This is a genomic window from Streptomyces sp. NPDC111507 (assembly GCF_055638955.1).
The window spans coordinates 680,204-697,282 of record NZ_JBVKBU010000004.1 but is presented as its reverse complement, the minus strand read 5'-3'; the positions used below and the strand labels follow the sequence as shown (position 1 = coordinate 697,282).

Sequence of the window (17,079 nt, the reverse complement as noted above, 5' to 3'; positions counted from 1 at the left end):
GGCAGCGATGGACGTCACGAAGCAGCGATGGACGTCACGAAGTCCCGGTGGTCGTCAGGAGGCGGCGGGCGTCCAGTCGCCGAGCCAGGCCTTCACCGTTTGTCCGGCGGCCTGCGCGTCCGTCAGCTGCGGCCGCTCACCGCTCGCGGCGCCCGCGCCGGCACCGGTGTTCCCGTACTCGGTGAAGCGGTCGTTCTTCCAGGAGAAGCCGCCCATGTCGGACCACGGGTTCGACCGGATCGCGGCGCTGAGGGTGGAGTCGCGGACGGTCGTCTGCGGCCTGAGGGTGGCGTCGCCGCCCGCGTGCCAGTTGCGGCCGAGGGAGAAGGAGCCCGCGGCGACATCGCCGGTCACCGTGGAGTGGGTGATCAGGAAGCCCTTGCGGTTCGCCTGGGTGCTGGGCGCGGTGACGAAACCGGCGGACGAGCCGTCCCAGCGCTTCTTCAGGTTGATGACCGACTTGTTGATCACGGCGGTGGCGCGGCCGAAGACGAAGTCGACGTTGCCGGTGATGTAGGAGTTGGTGATGTAGACCCGGCCGAGCTTGTCCGAGCCGGGGGTCTCCATCTCCAGGGTGTCCTGGTCACCGCTGACGATGACACCGTCGAGCACGACCTTGTCGGCACCGGTGCGCAGGGCCACGGCCTGGTGCCCGAGCACGCTCTGGTTCCTCGCCTCGTCGAAGTCGTTGGCGATGGTGAGGTTGCGGGCCTGGAAGTCGTCGCCCTCGACGGCGACGGTGGCGCTGCCGGTGGTCCCGTACGTGGAGCCGTCGGCCTTCTTCGTACCGGCCGCGTTGGCGAAGGTGATCACCGTGTCCTTGCGGCTGCCGCCCGAGCCCTGGAGGGTGAGGTGCGGCTTGTTCGAGGGGACCTTCACCGTCTCGCGGTACGTGCCCGGCTTGACGGAGATCGTGACGCGCGCGGTGTTGTTCACGGGTACGGCGTCGACGGCGGCCTGCACGGTCCTGTACTGCCCGGAGCCGTCCTGGGCGACGGTGAGGGTCTTGCCGGTGGCGGCGGTAGCGGGAGCGGTGGTACCGAGCGAACTCCGCGGCCCGGCCCCGGCCTTGAGCAGTGCCGGCACGTCGGCGGCCTTGTCGAGCGTGTAGCTGTAGTACGTCTTCGGGTCGAACGGCGTACCGCTGCCGCCGCTCTCGTTGCGGCCGGTGGTGCCGGAGAAGACGTTGCCGCGCTGCACGAGGGTCGCGGTGCTGTCCCGGATGACCGGGTTGTTCATGCCCTGGAAGTAGCTGTTCTCCAGGACCATGGTGGTTTTGCCGCGCGCGTAGTTGCCGTACGAGGACGTGATGGCGGTGCCCGCGTGGTCCTCCAGGTAGTTGTTGTAGAGGTGGGCGTGGGCGACGTTGTCCGTGGACGGGTTGCGCTGCTCGGTCTCGCGGATCCAGTTGTGGTGGATCGTGATGTCCGCGGTGGTGTTGGCGGTCCAGCCGATGCCGAAGGCCTTGTTCTCGTTGCTCAGCCTGTTGTACGAGACCGTCAGGTACGTGGTGTCCTTGCGGCTGTCGATGAGCCCGTCGGCCATGTGCCGGATGTCGTTGTGGTCGATCCACACATGGTGGGCGCCGTCCATCTGGACACCGTCGAAGTCGTGCTCCTTGTCGTTCCAGATGCCCTGGTACGCGTCGCGGATGGTCAGGTTCCGGATGATGACGTTGTGCACGCCCTGACCGAGGAAGAAGCCGCCGCCGACGATCTGGCCGGAGGTGCCGGAGCCGATGATCGTCTTGTTGCTCGCGACCTTGATCTCCTTGCCGACCGGGTCCATCGTGATCGCCGTGGCGACGACGATGACGTACGGGTCGGCGGCGGTCGCGTACTTCTCCAGGTCGGCGAGGGTTCTTACGGTGACGGTCCTGCCGTCGCGTCCGCCATAGGTCCCGTTCTGCCCCATGGCGTGGACGGAGGCGAAACCGTCGGCGGCCTCGGTGGCCCAGGCCGGCGTGTTCGTCGCGGCGGACGCCTTCGGCTGGGCGTCGTCGCCGAAGAGTCCGAACACCGTGCCGTACGCCATCGCCCCGGCGGCGGTCAGGGCCAGCGGCACACCGACGACGAGGGCGGTTCTGCGTCTGCGGTGGCGCGCCTTGCGGATCTCAGTCACGTGGTGGTCCCGTTCGAGTGCTGTGGAGGGGGTCCGTCACGAGGCAGTCGCCACCGAGGGAGAAAAGGTTGCCGCGGCGGCCCTCCGGGGGCAAAAGGGGGAGGAGGGGCGGCGGGGAGGTGATCAGTGGCGCAGGTGTTATCGGCCTGGGTCTCCTGCCACGGGCGCGAGGTGCTGCTCACCCACGTGTTCGACCTCGCCTTCCAGCGTCGACACATGGTGAACGCGCTCCAGTACGACCTTGCCGCTCTGGTCATGGTTCGTCCCCGTGATGCGTTCGCCCCGGCTGACCGCGACGCGTAGGACGTCCGTCAGGGACTCCGTCGCCCGGGTGAGCGCGAAGCGCAGCGCGCGCTCGCCGGCCTTGGGGTCGGCGAGGACGGCCTTGGCTCCGGCCAGTACCTGCTCGCCGGAGTCCAGCTGGGCCGCTTCGATGTCGTCGGCGAGCAGGGACAGGCGGCTGCCGTCGCTGTCGGTGCTCAGGTAGCAGGGCTTGCCTTCGGGGGTCGTCCACGGCAGGAGTCGCAGCCGTTCGGGCGTTCCCGCAGCGCTGTTCACGCGGACACCTCCACTCCGTGAATACGGCGAGGTCCGGCGTCGATTCCGTGCACGGCCAGCCAGAGGGCACGTCGGCGCTCCCGCTGCGATCGCCGCGCACGGCGCTCTTCCGGCGTGAGGAGATACGGGCGTACGAGGTGGGTGTCCCGCTCGAAGGGCCATACGTCGACGGGGCGGTGTACGGGGGTGGAGGGGGCCGGAGGCCTGCCTGCGTCCGGCAGTTGGGTCGGAACCGCTCGGTGGCGGCCTCGGGCGGGAAGCAATGCGTGCACGAGTGCGAGAAGTAGTAACTCGCAGAACCCCGCGATACGTTCAGTCATGTCGGCGCTCCTTTGCGGCGTCGGCCACGCCCCCGGGCCGACCTGCTATCGGCTGCGGGGGTTTGTCGTGACGGTCATCCTGACGAGCGGTGATTACCGTTCGTGTCCTCATCGTCACAGTCGACGCGTACGCTGCGGAAGGGGATGGGCGTTGTCCGGGCGCCCAGGCAACGGGGAGGGGTGACGTGGGCGAACGCGTTGACGGGGATGGGGAATCGGGGCTTGCGGGGCTGGGGCGGACGCTTCGGTATCTGCGGGAGAAGGACGGGAAGTCGCTGGGGCAGCTGGCCGACGTGACGGGGTACGACAAGAGCTATCTGAGCCGTCTGGAGTCGGGTAAGCGGCTGTCCAAGATGGTCGTCATGGAGGATCTCGACCGCTACTACGGGTCGGGTGACCTGCTGGTTCAGCTGTGGAAGGTGGCGCGGTACGACGCCTTCTTGGACAAGTACAAGGAGTTCATGCGGCTGGAGGCGGCGGCTCGGGTCATGCACGCGTTCACACCGGGCGTGCCCGGACTGCTGCAGACCGAGGACTTCGCCCGCGAGGTGGTGTCCGGGCCCCAGACAACGGAGGAGCGGGACGAGGCGATCGAGGAGCAGGTGGCCGCGCGCATGGGGCGGCAGTTGCTGCTCCACCGGGACCCAGCACCCTACGTCCGCTTCATCATCGACGAGTACGCGTTCCGTCGCCCCGCGGCCACCGCGAAGACCTGGGACGACCAACTGCTTCGTATCGAGGCCGTGGCGATGTGGCCCAACGTCGCCCTTCAGGTGCTTCCCTTCGCCACCGGGGCACACCTCCACATGGACGGCTCGGTGACGTTGCTGTGGCAGAAGGACGGAAGTGCCGTTGCCTACAAGGAAGGCAACGCCGGTGGTGTGCTGACCGACGATCCGGAGGCTGTCCTGAGCCACCGTTTGTCCTACGATCGGCTCCGGGATCTGGCGCTGTCCCCGTCGGACTCGCTGACGTTCATCAGGGACGTACTGGAGGAGCACAGATCATGAAGTACACCCCCGACCTCAGCACCGCCGCGTGGCGCAAGTCGAGCTACAGCGAGGGGGGAGCCAACAACTGCGTCGAGGTCGCCGACGGCTACCCCGGTCTCGTGCCCGTCCGTGACAGTAAAGCCCCGCAGGGCCCCGTGCTGGTGCTCGGGGGCGGGGCGTGGGCGCCTTTCGTGGGGGCGGTCAAAAACGTAGACGCGTTTGGCGGCGTCTCGTTCGAGTGAGGCGGGCTGTCGGTCGATAATGGTGGGGCTATGGTGATTCCATGGCGGAGCACACGACCATCCAGGTGACCAAGGAAGTCCGCGACCACCTGGCTCAGGTTGCCAAGGACCGCGGTGTGACCCTTGGGCAGCTCGTCGAGCAACTCGCGGCCGAGCAGCCGACCGCTGAGCAGATCGCCGAACGCGTGGCGGCCACGCGCAAAGTCCTGCGGGAGCGCATGGGCTGCACCCTTACCGACGAGGAGTTCGACAACGGGCCGGACGTGCTGGCCAATGTGTACGCGATGGCGGCGGAGAAGGCCCACGCCCTCCGAGGGCACGTTGCGTGATCATCCTCGACACCAGCGCGGCCACGGCACTCACGCAGGGGCACGTCGCGCTGCACCGCTTGGTGGACAACGTTGCGCACACGCCTGGCGACTGGCTCCACATCCCAGCCCTGTGCCTCATGCGAGCGGAAGAGGCTGACGCAGGAGCCGCGAGCAAGCTGCTCGCGCTGCCGGGGGTCCTCGTCGACCCGCTGGGCCAGACGGCGGCCACCCTGGTCGGAGGGATGGTTCGCGATGGATGGGGCGGCGCGGACACCTGTCATGCCATCTACGTCGCGACGCCGCATCTGGAGACCGGCGGCATGTCCATCATCCTGACGGGCCGGGAGGACGACTACCCGCCAGGATTCCTCGCCATCGACATCGACTCACCAGGAATGCTCGGCTTCTACTGATCCCCGGCCCCGCCCTGAGCCAGCTCGGGCGGAGGTGTGGGCGCGCCCGGCAGTCGTAGCGTCGCCACCGTGCCGCCGCCCTGGGCCGGTTGCAGGGACACCTCGCCGCCCGACTGCTGCACGGTACGGGCGACGATCGACAGGCCCAGGCCCGAGCCCGGGAGGGCCCTCGCGCTCGGGGAGCGCCAGAAGCGGTCGAAGACGTGCGGGAGTTCCTCGGAGGGGATGCCGGGGCCGTGGTCGCGGACGGTCAGTTCGCCGGCCTTGAGGATGACGTCGATGGCCTCGCCCTCGGGGCTGAACTTCACCGCGTTGTCGAGGATGTTCACGATCGCCCGCTCCAGCGCGGACGGCTCCGCCCGTACGAACCAGGGCTGGAGGTCCGCCGTGATCGTCAGCTCGGGGCCGCGCAGGCGGGCCCGCTGCAGGGCCGCCTCGACCGTTTCCTGGAGGTCGACGACCTGGATGCGGTCGCCCGACTGGCCCGCGTCCGAACGCGACAGCGTCTGCAGGTCGCCGATCAGCGACGCCAGCTCCGTCATCTGCGCCTTCACCGACGCCAGCAGTGCCTTGCGGTCCGCCGGGGGGATCGGGCGGCCCGTCTCCTCGCTGCGGGTGAGGAGCTCTATGTTCGTACGCAGCGACGTGAGCGGCGTACGCAGCTCGTGGCCTGCGTCGGCGATCAGCTGCTGTTGCAGCTCGCGGGAGTTGGCGAGGGCGGACGTCATCGAGTTGAAGGAGCGGGAGAGACGGGCGACCTCGTCCTCGCTGTCGTCCTCGACGGGGATACGGATGGAGAGGTCCTCCGTGCGCGCCACGTGCTCCACGGCCTCGGTGAGCTTGTCGACCGGGCGCAGGCCGGCGCGGGCGACCGCCAGCCCTGCGGCTCCGGCACCGACGACTCCGATGCCGGAGACGAGGAGGAGGACGAGGGCGAGGTCGTTGAGGGTGGCCTCGGTGCTCTTCAGAGGTACGGCGACGATGAAGGCGGCATTTCCGTACAACACGCGGGTGTCGGGCAGTGCCTGGGGATCACCGTTGACAACGAGTGCCGTCGTCAGCACTCGTACGTCGTTGCCGTCACTGTCGGTGCCGTTCCGGATCGTGACGGCGCCGAACTTCGCGTTCTTGGCCAGGTCCTTGTCGCTGCTGGTGATGTTCACCGTGCCCGCAGAGCCGTTGAAGACGCAGACAGTGCCGTCTGCCTGGACCACCTGAGCGTACGAATCGGACTGTCCGCGGTAGTCAGTGCTGTTGGCTTTCGGGGCCTGGCCGCAGTTCTTGAGGGCGCTCTGAACCACGGGGTACGGCAGGGACTTTCGCTGAGACCAGAGAGAGTCGTCGACCTGGGCGTACAGCTTCTTCTCCACGATGAACCAGCACGTCACCGAAACCGCCGCCACCGCGAACGCCACCGCCGCCGCCACCAACAGCGCCAAGCGTGACCGGATCGGCAGTGACCGGTACCGGCGTACCACCCTCATCACTCGGCACCGCCCGACCGCAGGACGTACCCCACACCCCGCACCGTGTGCACGAGGCGCGGCTCGCCGCCCGCCTCGGTCTTGCGGCGCAGGTACATGACGTAGACGTCGAGGGAGTTGGAGGAGGGCTCGAAGTCGAAGCCCCAGACCGCCTTGAGGATCTGCTCGCGGGTGAGGACCTGGCGCGGGTGGGCCAGGAACATCTCCAGCAGGGTGAACTCGGTGCGGGTCAGTTCGACCGCCCGGCCCGCGCGTGTGACCTCGCGCGTCGCGAGGTCCATCCGCAGGTCGCCGAAGGTCAGCGCGTCGTCGTCCGGGGTGCCGACCGTCGCGGTCGCGTAGGAACTGCGTCGCAGCAGTGCCCGGACCCGGGCGAACAGCTCGTCCAGCTCGAACGGCTTGACCAGGTAGTCGTCGGCACCCGCGTCGAGGCCGGTCACGCGGTCGCCCACGGTGTCGCGGGCCGTCAGCATGAGGATGGGGGTCGTCGTGCCCGCCCCGCGCATCCGGCGGGCGGCCGTCAGGCCGTCCATCCGGGGCATCTGGATGTCCAGGACGACCAGGTCGGGCTGGTACGCGGTCGCCTTCTCCAGCGCGTCCGCTCCGTCGACCGCGACCTGGGTGTCGTATCCCTCGAAGGCGAGGCTGCGCTGAAGTGCTTCGCGCACGGCCGGCTCGTCGTCGACGATCAGGATGCGCTGGGTTTCACGGTCGCCTTCGGCGGGGCTCATGGGCGTGGGTTCCTAGGGGTGCGGTGGGACGGGGCCGGACGCTTTCAGCCTCGCACGTTCCGACCGAGGCAGAAAGGATCAGCGGAGATCGGCGGAGATCGGCGGGGATCGGTCGGGATCGACGGAGATCGACGGAGATCGACGTGGATCGGTCGGGATCGGTGGGATCAACGAGGATCGGCGGGGATCGGGTGGGATCAACGAGGATCGACGTGGATCGGCGAGATCGGCAGTGATCGGCCGGATCTGTTCGACGGCTCAGGCTTGCAGCGCGTTCGGCCTGCTCGGCCTGCTCGGCCTTCTCAGCCTCCTCGGTCTGCTCGGCCCGCTCAGCCTCCTCGGCCTGTTTGGTCCGCTCAGCCTCCTCGGCCCGGCTCAGGCAACGCGGAGCGCTCGTCGGCTCAGACCCCCAGCGTGCTCAGCTGGCTGAGGCGGCTGAGGCGGCTCAGCGGGACCTTGCGGCGGTGCGGGTGATCGGCGGAGGTGTGCAGGCCCATCATCTGCGGCTGTGGGACCGTCATCTGCGGCTGCGGGACCGTCACTTCCGGAGCCCGGGGCGCCGGTCGGTGCAGTTCACGGGCGACGGAGAGGGCCAGGTCGAGACCGGCGGGGTCGGTGCCTTCGATGCCGTGGGAGACGCGAGTGATCATTTCAACCTCCGAGAAGGACTTGGCCGAGAAGGACTCAGCTGTCGGAACCGCCGGCCCGCAGGCTCGCGAGGTCCGACTTGACGGTGTTGATCGGGATGGCGAAACCGAGGCCGACGCTGCCCGCGCTCGACGAGCTGGACGAGGAGTTGGCGGCCGAGTACATCGCGGAGTTGATGCCGACGATGTTGCCGTTCATGTCGATGAGGGCGCCGCCGGAGTTGCCGGGGTTCAAGGACGCGTCGGTCTGGATGGCCTTGTACGTGGTCGTCGAGGAACCGGTGTCGCCGTTGAACTGCTGGCCGCCGAAGGAGAACGGCCACTGGCCGCTGCCGCCGCCCTGCTGCTGTTGCTGGCCCTGGCTCTCGTCCGTGGAGACGGTGACGTCACGGTTGAGCGCCGAGACGATGCCGCTGGTGACGGTGCCGGTCAGTCCTTCGGGGGAGCCGATCGCTACGACGTCGTCGCCGACCTGGACGCCGTCGGAGTTGCCGAGCGTGGCGACCTTCAGGCCGGAGGGCGCGTTCTCGAGCTTGATGAGCGCGAGGTCCTTCTTGCTGTCGGTGCCGACCACCTTCGCGGTGTACGACTTGCCGCTGCTCAGCTGCACCTTGATCTCGGAGGCGCCCGAGATGACGTGGTTGTTGGTGATGATCTCGCCGCTGGACGTGATGACCACACCCGCGCCGGTGGACGAACCCGCGTTCGAGGTCGCGCTGATCTCGACGATACTCGGGCTGACCGCCTGGGCGACACCGGCGACGGTGCCCTTCTTGGCGGCGGGCACCACGGTGGTGCTGGTGCTGCTCGACGCGGTGTCCTTGCCGGTCAGCTCCTGTATGCCGTACGCGGTGCCGCCTCCGATGGCGGCCGCGACTATCGCCACGGCGGCGAGCAGGGCGATCGTGCCCTTCGCGCGCTTCTTCGGCGCGGGGGCCGGCGCGGCCGGGAGCGGCTGCGCCTGGAGTACCGCGGTGGAGGAGACGGCGTCCGGCTCGGGGTAGCCGGCGTAGGCGCCGCCTCCGCCGTGACCGCCGTCGCCACCCTGACCGGAGCCCGGCCACACGGTGGTACCCGGCTCGACGGCGACCGGAGCGACCGGCTCGTACGCCGGCGGCGGGGGCCACTCGGGGTTCACGGGAGAGGAAGAGACGGGCTGCTGCTGGGGGTACGCCGCCCGCATGGGGTCGGTCGCCTGGTGGTCGTCGCCCTGGGGGTACTCGCCGCTGCGGCGGAAGCTCTCGGTCATGGAAAAAGCTTGTCCCCCGATCATGAGAGCTCCCTGAGTGCCCGCTGAGAAGCCCGACAGAACCTCGTATGCCCGATATAAAGGCGCCCGGGCCCGCTGAAATCCGGGAAACAGCGGGTTGCGTGGGGGTGATGTCACGGAAGGCGACGGACGAATACTTGTCTGTCTGCTGTGTAGTACATGTGTTCTGGGGCGGATGAGGCCTACGATCTCCGCGCCGGAGGGGGGCTCCGCGGTGTGCCTGGATCGATGCAGGCGGTTGCCGGCCATGGGCCGTCGACCGCCGCCGTCGATCGGGCCGGTGCGTCGTACGCCCTTCTCGGGCCTCCTACGTCATGGAATCCACACGCACCCACACCAGGAGCCCTGAGTGATACGTGCCCTGCGCGACCGCTGGAGACGCCCCGCCACGGCGTTGCCGACGGCCGCTCTTGCGCTGGCGCTGACCTGCGCCGGCGCCTTCGCGGCGCAGCCCGCCACCGCGGCGGACGGACCCTCGCTGCCGGAGGTGAACCAGTCCCAGCCCGCGAAGCCGACCGTCTCCGACAAGGAGCTGCGCGGCCGGGTCGCCGCGGCCGTCAAGGACCGGGCGACCCCGGACACGACCCCCAAGAAGACACCCTTCATCATCGGCGGCACCGAGACGACGATCTCCTCCGCGCCGTGGATGGTCCAGCTCTCCTACTACGACAGCACGGCCGGCGTCGGCTACTTCTGCGGCGGCACCCTCGTCGCCCCGAACAAGGTCCTGACGGCGGCCCACTGCGTCGCGGGCCTGGACTGGGTGAAGAACGGCGCGGTGGTGGCCGGCGCCACCGGACTGCTGGACGACACCAGCGGCACGGTCGCGGGCGTCTACCGCCAGTGGAACCACCCGCGCTACAACTCCGCGACCGTCCAGAACGACATCGCGGTCCTCACGCTCGACCGCCCGCTGGACCAGCAGTGGCAGCGGCTGGTGGCCGCCGGTGACAGCGCCTCCTACAAGGCCGGCAACTCCGCCACCGTCTACGGCTGGGGCCTGACCTCCGGCGCCGACGGAGCCGACCTGTCGGCGAACCTGCGCAAGGTGACCCTGCCGCTGGTCGCCGACTCCACCTGCAACTCCGCGATGCAGTCGGTCCTCGGCGAGGACGACTTCGTCGAGGGCGCGATGTTCTGTGCGGGCACCCCGGCCACCGGCACCGACGAGGGCACCAAGAGCCCCTGCAACGGTGACTCCGGCGGTCCCGTCATCGTCGGCGGCAAGGTCGTCGGCATCGTCTCGTGGGGCGTCGCGGGCTGCACCGCGAAGGGCGCCTACCCGGTGTTCACCAAGGTGTCCTCGTACACCTGGGCCGCCCAGCCGCGCATCGACGACGCGGACATGACCTTCGACGGCAAGGCTGACCTGCTGGAGCGCACGCCGTCCGGCGGCCTCTTCCAGCAGGACAGCAAGGGCACCTCGCTCGCCACCCGCGCCTACCAGGGCAGCGGCTGGCAGAACGCCAGCTGGGTCCTCCAGGCCGACCTGGACCGGGACTTCTACCAGGACCTGATCATGCGGGACAAGGGCGACGGCAAGCTGTACCGCAGCTACCTGAACCACACGTCCGGCGAGTACGACTGGATGCAGATCAGCACGGTGTGGGGCGGCTACAAGTCGTACGCCATCCCCGGCGACATGACGGGTGACGCCCGCCCCGACCTGGTCGCGGTGGACGCCGACGGCTCGGTCTACCTCTACCCGGGCAAGGGCAACGGCCAGTTCTACGGCAAGGTCAAGGTCGTGGACAGGGCCTGGAAGAACGTGAAGATCTTCGGCCACGGCGACCTGTCCGGCGACGGCAGGGCCGACCTGCTGGTCCGCAACAGCTCCGGCGTCCTGTACCTCTACCGGGGCACGCAGGTCGAGAAGACCCCGTTCGCGGCGCGGATCCAGGCGCGTACGGGCTTCACCTTCACCTCGTACGTCGCCAACGGCGACGTCACGGGCGACGGCATCGCGGACCTCATCACCCGCGACTCCGCCGGCAAGCTCTGGCTCTACCCCGGCACGAACAAGGCCTCCAGCAGCCTCTTCGGCTCACGGATCGGCCTGGGCAGCGGCTTCAACCAGTACAACCTGCTGTTCTGAGCGATCACAAAAAAGCGCGCCGGCCCCGCAACCCGCGGGGCCGGCGCGTGCTTGCTTTCAGGTTTTCAGGGGCGCGGGGCCGTGACATATGCGGCTCCGCCGCGTGGGCGCGCTCAGCCCCCGCTCATCTGCACTCTGAAAACGACCTGCAAAATCCGCCCCACCAGCGGAGCTACTCGCACCCGCAAGAACGCCGGACGACCAACCGCGACGGAAACACCTTCAGCCGCTCGCGCCGCGACCCCGCGACCCGCAACCCGTCATCCAGTACGAGATCCACCGCGGCCCGCGCCATCGCCGACCGGTCGGAGGCGATCGTCGTCATCGGCGGATCCGTCAGCGCGGCTTCCTTGACGTCGTCGAAACCGGCCACGGCCAGCTGCCCCGGCACGTCGATGCGCAGCTCACGCGCGGCGCGCAGCACGCCGATCGCCTGGTCGTCGGTGGAGCAGAAGATGGCGGGCGGACGGTCGGGACCGCCGAGGATCTGGAGGCCGACCTGATAGGCGTCGTAGCGGTTGTACGGCGCTTCGAAGAGGCGCCCCTCGGTGGGGATCCCGGCTTCCTGCATCGCGCGCCGCCAGCCCTCGACGTGGTCGGAGACCGGGTCGCCGACGGTCGGGGTCTCCGCGAGGCCGCCGAGACAGGCCACATATTCGTAGCCATGTTCGATGAGGTGGCGGGTGGCGAGCTGGGCGCCGCCGATGTCGTCCGTGACGACGGCGACGTCGTCGATGGCCTCGGGGCGCTCGTGCAGCAGCACCACGCGGGCGTCCCACGCGTCGATCTCCGCGGCAGCGTTGTCATTGAGCGCGTGGCTGACGAGGATCAGCCCGGAGACCCGCATACCGAGGAAGGCGCGCAGGTAGTGGACCTCGCGCTCGGCGATGTAGTCGGAGTTGCCGACGAGCACCATTTTTCCGCGCTCGGCGGCGGCCTGCTCGACCGCGTGCGCCATCTCCCCGAAGAAGGGCTGGCGCGCGTCCGGCACGATCAGGCCTATGAGCTCGGTCCGCCGCGAGGCCATGGCCTGGGCGACCCGGTCGGGCCGGTACCCCAGTTCCTTGATCGCGGCGAGAACGCGCTCGCGCGTGGCCGGGGCAACCGGCCTCGGTCCGTTGTTGATGACATAGCTGACAACAGCGGTGGACGTACCCGCCAGTCGCGCTACATCGTCCCTCGTCACCTTGGCCACGCGCGGAGTCTACGCGGATGGACCCGCCGCTGGGCAGGGCGTACGGAGGCTTGCTGCGCCTCCGTTATCGCCTACTGCGCCTCCGCCGCCGCCTCGACCACCTCGACGGCGTCCAGGTGCGCCGTCTCGTCCGCATCCTCCGGCTTTGGCTGGGCCGCCCTGGCCCTCGCCTCGTCCGCGGCGCGGTCCACCTTCTCAGGTGTAACGAATCGATAACCGACGTTCCGGACGGTACCGATCAGCGACTCGTGCTCGGGTCCGAGCTTCGCGCGCAGCCGTCGCACGTGGACGTCGACCGTCCGCGTACCGCCGAAGTAGTCGTAGCCCCAGACTTCCTGGAGCAGCTGGGCGCGCGTGAAGACACGGCCCGGGTGCTGCGCGAGGTACTTGAGGAGCTCGAACTCCTTGAAGGTCAGGTCGAGGACCCGGCCCTTGAGCTTGGCGCTGTACGTCGCCTCGTCGACCGAGAGGTCGCCGTTGCGGATCTCCATCGGGGAGTCGTCGTTGACGATCTGCTGGCGGCCCATGGCCAGCCGCAGCCGCGCCTCGACCTCCGCCGGTCCCGCGGTGTCCAGGAGCACGTCGTCGATGCCCCAGTCGGCGGTGACGGCCGCGAGGCCGCCCTCCGTCACGACGAGGATCAGCGGACAGCCGGGCCCGGTCGAGCGCAGCAGCTGGCACAGGCTGCGCACCTGCGGGAGGTCGCGCCGGCCGTCGATCAGGATGACGTCGGCGCCGGGGGTGTCGACGAGAGCGGGGCCTTCCGCCGGAGCCACTCGCACGTTGTGCAGGAGCAGGCCGAGAGCGGGAAGCACCTCCGTCGACGGCTGAAGAGCATTGGTCAGGAGCAGCAGAGAACTCATCGCGCCCCACCTGCCTGGGTCGTCCTACGGTCATGCAAGGTTCGCTCGCCCATAACGTCTGGTTCCTCCTCGGTCCCTGCGAGGACGTTTGCGGCACTGCTTCCTACGGTGCGGCTCCCGCGCCCCTGGGAGTCGCCGGACGGCCCACGGGGGGTCGCCGCACGTTCTGTGCGTTCGTGGGCTTCGTACACCTGCGGTTTCCCGCTTCGTATACAACGCTTCAGAAAGCACAAAAGGACCCGGGGGCTTCGCTGCCCGAGTCCTCTGCCCAGCAGAATAGCCCACATGAGCTCAGGTCCGGCAGGTCAAGCGACGGGATCTTCCGATCGTCCACCCCTTGAGACGCCCGCGCGCGCCCCTTTGCGGAGGTTTCTGCACACGGTCGACGGGGTGACGATCGACGCGGCGTACGACCCTGGAACGCGGCCTTCTGGTGACTCGGCCACTGGCTTGAACGATGTGGTCATTGTCGTCGCGCACGGCTTCACGGGCGATCTGGACCGTCCGCACGTGCGTCACGCCGCGGCCGTTCTCGCCCGGCACGCGGCGGTGGTCACCTTCTCCTTCCGTGGTCACGGCGCCTCCGGCGGCAGCTCCACGGTCGGTGACCGCGAGGTCCACGATCTGGCCGCCGCGGTGGCCTGGGCCCGCGAACTCGGGCACACGCGTGTGGCCACCGTCGGCTTCTCGATGGGCGGTTCGGTGGTGCTGCGGCACGCGGCGCTGCACCGCGGCCCGGACGGTGACTCCGAGGGGGGCCCGGACCGGGGCGCGGAGATGGAGCACGAGGGGCGCACCGGGGCGCGTACGGACGCCGTGGTTTCGGTGAGCGCACCCGCCCGTTGGTACTACCGGGGTACGGCCCCTATGCGGCGGCTGCACTGGCTGGTAACCCGGCCGGTGGGCCGCGCGGTCGGCCGATACGGCCTGCGCACCCGGATCCACCACCGTGACTGGGACCCGGTGCCGACCTCCCCGGTCGAGTCGGTCCCGCTCATCGCGCCCACTCCGCTGCTGATCGTCCACGGCGACCAGGACGGCTACTTCCCGGTCGACCACCCGCGGATGCTCGCCGCCGCCTCCGGCGGCCACGCCGAACTGTGGATCGAGCACGGTATGGGCCACGCCGAGCACGCGGCCGACGACGAGCTGCTCGGCCGTATCGGGGCGTGGGCCGTCGCGGCGGCGGGCTAGCCTGACCGTGTTCACAGAAACCACTGATGACCAACCACCGATGACTGATCCGTGGTCACGGAAAACACCGATTGAGGAAAGAGATGGCAAAGGGCACGGTGCGTTACTGGGCCGCCGCCAAGGCCGCGGCGGGTGTCGCGGAGGAGCCGTACGACGCGGGCACGCTCGCCGAGGCGCTCGACGCGGCCCGCGTGCGACACCCCGGCGAACTCGTCCGCGTGCTGCGGCGATGCTCCTTCCTCATCGACGGTGACCCCGTGGGCACGCGCGAACATGAGACCGTACGGCTGGCCGAGGGCGGCACGGTCGAGGTGCTCCCGCCGTTCGCAGGAGGGTGAGCGAGACGATGAGCGACCAGCCGTACGAGGGCCGGTACGAGGGTCCCTACGAGGGGTACGACCCGTATCCACAGCCTCAGCAGCAACAGCGGCAGGGGCAGGGGCAGCCTCAGCAGCAACAGCCGCCGCAGCAGCCCGAGTGGCAGCAGCACACCCAGCAGTGGGAGGGGCAGACCTGGGAGACCCAGGTGCAGCCTCCGATGCCGACGGCGGACACGACGTATCTGCCGCCGCAGGGCTACCAGGCGTACCCCGAGCCGCAGACGTACGGCACGGTCGGGCAGCCGCTGCCGCAGGAGGCACCGACGCCGACGCCGGCACCCGCACCGGCACCGGAGTGGACTCCCGCGTACCAGCCCCCCGTCCAACAGGCGCCCGGCACCAGTACCAGCACAGGCACCGGCACCGGCGCGGTCACCCCTGACACCGCCTCCGGCTACGGCCCCCCGACCATCACCGGCAACGCCCGCGTCACCGACGCCCAGCGCGCCCGCGCCGAGGGCCGCTCCCCGATCATCGAACCCGGCATCCAGCCCGCCGCGCTCACCGCGGTGCTCGGGCTGCTGCTCTCCGGGACGGCGGCGATGGGGCAGTACGCCCTCGTCGTCCCCCTCGTCCTCCTCCAGGCCGTCACCGCGGCGGGCTGGTTCCGCCTGAACGGGATGTGGCCGGCCCGTCAGGGCATCGCGCTGGCGTTCCTCGGCGCGGTCACCGCGGACGTCGCGCTCCTCGCGGCGGGCCGGGAGAACGCGCCCGCCGCGATCCTCGGCACCCTCGGCGTGTGGGTCCTGCTCACCCTCGTCCTGCAACTGCGCAGCCACGCCGACCCGGACACCCGGATGTACGGCCTGATGGCGACCGTCACCTCGGCGGCGCTCGCGATCATCGCGACCGGGCACCTCGCGGCCGAGCCGGACGCCGTCACGGTGGGCGCCGCCGCGGTCGCCGTCGCGATCCTCGCCCGCGCCCTGCCGCTGCCCACCGCGGCCTCCGTGGTGGTGGCGCTGCTGGCCGCCGCGGGCGCCGGTATCGCGATCGGCGGGATGACGGACCTGGGCAGCAAGGGGGCCTTCCTCGGCCTCGGCGCCGGGGTCTGCGCGCTGATCGGCCACCGGGTCGCCAGCTACGACTACCCGTCCCGCTTCGTCCACTTCACCGCGGGCGTGGCCCTGCCGCTGGCCGCCGCGGCCCCCGCGGTGTACCTGCTGGGCCGCGCGCTCGGCTAGAAACCGGGCCGGTGGCTGTTCGTCACAGGTGATCTACAACTACTTCGGAGGGCCCCCGTCGCGGGGCCCTTCGGGGTTACGTTCGCGAGGGAGGGCCACTCGGTCGTCCGGATCCGTTCGAGGTGGGGAACACCGCGCATGCGTGCACTGCGAATAATCCTGATCGTCACCGTCATTCTGGGCGGCCTGTTCGTGATCGCGGACCGGGTGGCGGTCGGTTTCGCGGAGAACAAGGCTGCGGACCGGATCAAGAGCACCGAGGGCCTGGCCGGCACGCCGGACGTGTCCATCGAGGGCTTCCCCTTCCTCACCCAGGTCGTCGGTGGCGAACTCGACGACGTGAAGATCGGCATCAAGGACTACGAGGCGTCGACGAGCGGCGCGGGCAGTGCGGGCGGCACCGGCACCATCCGTATCGACGACCTGAACGCCGAGATGCACGGCGTCACCTTCAACGGCGACTACAGCTCCGCCACCGCCGACAGCGCCACCGGCTCCGCGTCCATCGGGTACGCCGAGCTGCTCAAGACCGCCAAGTCCCAGCCCACGCAGGTCGGTCCCGAGGTCACCGCCCGCGTCGTCGGCCTCTCCGACGGCGGCAACGGCAAGATCAAGGTGGCGGTCGAGGTCAGCATCGGCGGCACCAAGGTGCCCCAGCCGGTCTCCGTGCTCAGCACCGTCACGGTGGTCGGCGGCAACACGGTCAAGGTGCACGCCGACTCCCTCCCCAAGCTGGGCGTCGCCCTCGCCGAGAACCGGGTGCGCGCGATCACCGACTTCGAGCAGAAGATCGGCGAGCTGCCGGGCGGCATCCAGCTCGACACGGTCCAGGCGGCGGCGAACGGCGTGGACGTCTCCGTGAAGGGTTCGAACGTCAAGCTGGTCGGGTAGAAGGGCCAGCGGCCGGAGGGCAGACGGCAGAGGCCGGAGGGCAGGGAGACCGCGGCCGGGGCGCTGTCCGAGGGGCGAGACGTGCCCGTCCGTACCGCAGATGTGCGGTCGGCGTCATGACGGACACGGGCACCCGGAATCCCCGCGGGGGCCGCCCCGGTAGTGAAGGCGTCTCACATCCCGGACGA

17 protein-coding genes and 1 pseudogene are annotated in these 17,079 nt (G+C 69.7%); 9 read left to right on the top strand and 9 right to left on the bottom strand.

Annotated elements, in window-relative coordinates; translation table 11 throughout:
* Positions 1–54: 54 nt before the first annotated feature.
* The 3 genes and pseudogenes from ACZ7M2_RS20920 to ACZ7M2_RS20910 form a co-directional block, all read right to left on the bottom strand.
* The gene (locus tag ACZ7M2_RS20920) at positions 55–2,121 is read right to left on the bottom strand and encodes a pectinesterase family protein (protein ID WP_471596484.1); all 2,067 of its coding nucleotides are present in this window, start codon (positions 2,119–2,121) and stop codon (positions 55–57) included.
* 270 nt (positions 2,122–2,391) lie between these two features.
* Positions 2,392–2,679, bottom strand: a pseudogene (locus ACZ7M2_RS20915) (hypothetical protein); the annotation flags it as partial.
* A complete protein-coding gene (locus tag ACZ7M2_RS20910) occupies positions 2,676–2,999 on the bottom strand; it encodes a hypothetical protein (RefSeq protein ID WP_471596483.1) in 324 nt (107 codons plus the stop codon). The gene ACZ7M2_RS20910 and the pseudogene ACZ7M2_RS20915, both read right to left, overlap by 4 nt.
* Positions 3,000–3,184: 185 nt before the next feature.
* Here ACZ7M2_RS20910 and ACZ7M2_RS20905 point away from each other — a divergent pair, with 185 nt between their 5' ends.
* The 4 genes from ACZ7M2_RS20905 to ACZ7M2_RS20890 are packed head-to-tail and all read left to right on the top strand — an operon-like array spanning position 3,185 to position 4,957.
* Positions 3,185–4,009, top strand: coding sequence for a helix-turn-helix domain-containing protein (locus ACZ7M2_RS20905; RefSeq protein WP_471596482.1), 825 nt, complete (start codon positions 3,185–3,187; stop codon positions 4,007–4,009).
* Entirely contained in the window at positions 4,006–4,233 is a 228-nt protein-coding gene (locus tag ACZ7M2_RS20900; protein WP_471596481.1) for a DUF397 domain-containing protein, read from the top strand. Before ACZ7M2_RS20905 ends, ACZ7M2_RS20900 begins: the two co-directional genes overlap by 4 nt.
* A 41-nt stretch (positions 4,234–4,274) precedes the next feature.
* Positions 4,275–4,562: a hypothetical protein gene (locus ACZ7M2_RS20895; protein ID WP_471596480.1), complete on the top strand. Its 288-nt coding sequence runs from the start codon at positions 4,275–4,277 to the stop codon at positions 4,560–4,562.
* Positions 4,559–4,957, top strand: a complete 399-nt coding sequence (locus tag ACZ7M2_RS20890; RefSeq protein ID WP_471596479.1) for a hypothetical protein — start codon at positions 4,559–4,561, stop codon at positions 4,955–4,957. Before ACZ7M2_RS20895 ends, ACZ7M2_RS20890 begins: the two co-directional genes overlap by 4 nt.
* On the opposite strand, the gene ACZ7M2_RS20885 is transcribed toward ACZ7M2_RS20890, so the two are convergent.
* The 4 genes from ACZ7M2_RS20885 to ACZ7M2_RS20870 form a co-directional block, all read right to left on the bottom strand.
* Positions 4,951–6,444, bottom strand: a complete 1,494-nt coding sequence (locus tag ACZ7M2_RS20885) for a sensor histidine kinase (RefSeq protein WP_471596478.1) — start codon at positions 6,442–6,444, stop codon at positions 4,951–4,953. The two genes, ACZ7M2_RS20890 and ACZ7M2_RS20885, sit on opposite strands and share 7 nt — an antisense overlap.
* A complete protein-coding gene (locus ACZ7M2_RS20880; protein ID WP_266433129.1) occupies positions 6,441–7,172 on the bottom strand; it encodes a response regulator transcription factor in 732 nt (243 codons plus the stop codon). Before ACZ7M2_RS20880 ends, ACZ7M2_RS20885 begins: the two co-directional genes overlap by 4 nt.
* A 401-nt stretch (positions 7,173–7,573) precedes the next feature.
* On the bottom strand, positions 7,574–7,822 hold the full coding sequence (locus ACZ7M2_RS20875) for a hypothetical protein (protein ID WP_471596477.1): 249 nt from the start codon (positions 7,820–7,822) through the stop codon (positions 7,574–7,576).
* 34 nt (positions 7,823–7,856) lie between these two features.
* The gene (locus ACZ7M2_RS20870; RefSeq protein WP_471596476.1) at positions 7,857–9,068 is read right to left on the bottom strand and encodes a S1C family serine protease; all 1,212 of its coding nucleotides are present in this window, start codon (positions 9,066–9,068) and stop codon (positions 7,857–7,859) included.
* Between the two features lie 370 nt (positions 9,069–9,438).
* Here ACZ7M2_RS20870 and ACZ7M2_RS20865 point away from each other — a divergent pair, with 370 nt between their 5' ends.
* Positions 9,439–11,184 (top strand): trypsin-like serine protease, encoded by a 1,746-nt coding sequence (locus ACZ7M2_RS20865; RefSeq protein WP_471596475.1) that lies wholly within the window; start codon positions 9,439–9,441, stop codon positions 11,182–11,184.
* A gap of 172 nt (positions 11,185–11,356) precedes the next feature.
* Here the strand turns inward: ACZ7M2_RS20865 and ACZ7M2_RS20860 are convergent, their stop codons facing one another.
* Together ACZ7M2_RS20860 and ACZ7M2_RS20855 are read right to left on the bottom strand one after the other, a co-directional pair.
* Positions 11,357–12,379, bottom strand: coding sequence for a LacI family DNA-binding transcriptional regulator (locus ACZ7M2_RS20860; RefSeq protein ID WP_352043997.1), 1,023 nt, complete (start codon positions 12,377–12,379; stop codon positions 11,357–11,359).
* 71 nt (positions 12,380–12,450) lie between these two features.
* Positions 12,451–13,242, bottom strand: coding sequence for a response regulator transcription factor (locus ACZ7M2_RS20855; RefSeq protein ID WP_352043998.1), 792 nt, complete (start codon positions 13,240–13,242; stop codon positions 12,451–12,453).
* Between the two features lie 285 nt (positions 13,243–13,527).
* Between ACZ7M2_RS20855 and ACZ7M2_RS20850 the strand changes: the two genes are divergently transcribed.
* From ACZ7M2_RS20850 to ACZ7M2_RS20835, 4 genes are all read left to right on the top strand, one after another.
* A complete protein-coding gene (locus tag ACZ7M2_RS20850) occupies positions 13,528–14,436 on the top strand; it encodes an alpha/beta hydrolase (RefSeq protein WP_352043999.1) in 909 nt (302 codons plus the stop codon).
* An 83-nt stretch (positions 14,437–14,519) separates the two neighbouring features.
* Positions 14,520–14,774 (top strand): MoaD/ThiS family protein, encoded by a 255-nt coding sequence (locus ACZ7M2_RS20845; RefSeq protein WP_054232388.1) that lies wholly within the window; start codon positions 14,520–14,522, stop codon positions 14,772–14,774.
* An 8-nt stretch (positions 14,775–14,782) separates the two neighbouring features.
* Positions 14,783–16,000, top strand: a complete 1,218-nt coding sequence (locus ACZ7M2_RS20840; RefSeq protein WP_471596474.1) for a hypothetical protein — start codon at positions 14,783–14,785, stop codon at positions 15,998–16,000.
* A 138-nt stretch (positions 16,001–16,138) separates the two neighbouring features.
* The gene (locus ACZ7M2_RS20835) at positions 16,139–16,891 is read left to right on the top strand and encodes an LmeA family phospholipid-binding protein (protein WP_471596473.1); all 753 of its coding nucleotides are present in this window, start codon (positions 16,139–16,141) and stop codon (positions 16,889–16,891) included.
* Positions 16,892–17,079: the final 188 nt, after the last annotated feature.

What these genes read in the sequence shown, in the direction of transcription:
- ACZ7M2_RS20900 (WP_471596481.1), top strand. Translation starts at nt 4,006, where the DNA reads ATGAAGTACACCCCCGACCTCAGCACCGCCGCGTGGCGCAAGTCGAGC.
- ACZ7M2_RS20895 (WP_471596480.1), top strand. Translation starts at nt 4,275, where the DNA reads ATGGCGGAGCACACGACCATCCAGGTGACCAAGGAAGTCCGCGACCAC.
- ACZ7M2_RS20845 (WP_054232388.1), top strand. Translation starts at nt 14,520, where the DNA reads ATGGCAAAGGGCACGGTGCGTTACTGGGCCGCCGCCAAGGCCGCGGCG.
- ACZ7M2_RS20880 (WP_266433129.1), bottom strand. Translation starts at nt 7,172, where the DNA reads ATGAGCCCCGCCGAAGGCGACCGTGAAACCCAGCGCATCCTGATCGTC.
- ACZ7M2_RS20850 (WP_352043999.1), top strand. Translation starts at nt 13,528, where the DNA reads ATGAGCTCAGGTCCGGCAGGTCAAGCGACGGGATCTTCCGATCGTCCA.
- ACZ7M2_RS20875 (WP_471596477.1), bottom strand. Translation starts at nt 7,822, where the DNA reads ATGATCACTCGCGTCTCCCACGGCATCGAAGGCACCGACCCCGCCGGT.
- ACZ7M2_RS20910 (WP_471596483.1), bottom strand. Translation starts at nt 2,999, where the DNA reads ATGACTGAACGTATCGCGGGGTTCTGCGAGTTACTACTTCTCGCACTC.
- ACZ7M2_RS20870 (WP_471596476.1), bottom strand. Translation starts at nt 9,068, where the DNA reads ATGACCGAGAGCTTCCGCCGCAGCGGCGAGTACCCCCAGGGCGACGAC.
- ACZ7M2_RS20855 (WP_352043998.1), bottom strand. Translation starts at nt 13,242, where the DNA reads ATGAGTTCTCTGCTGCTCCTGACCAATGCTCTTCAGCCGTCGACGGAG.
- ACZ7M2_RS20840 (WP_471596474.1), top strand. Translation starts at nt 14,783, where the DNA reads ATGAGCGACCAGCCGTACGAGGGCCGGTACGAGGGTCCCTACGAGGGG.
- ACZ7M2_RS20835 (WP_471596473.1), top strand. Translation starts at nt 16,139, where the DNA reads ATGCGTGCACTGCGAATAATCCTGATCGTCACCGTCATTCTGGGCGGC.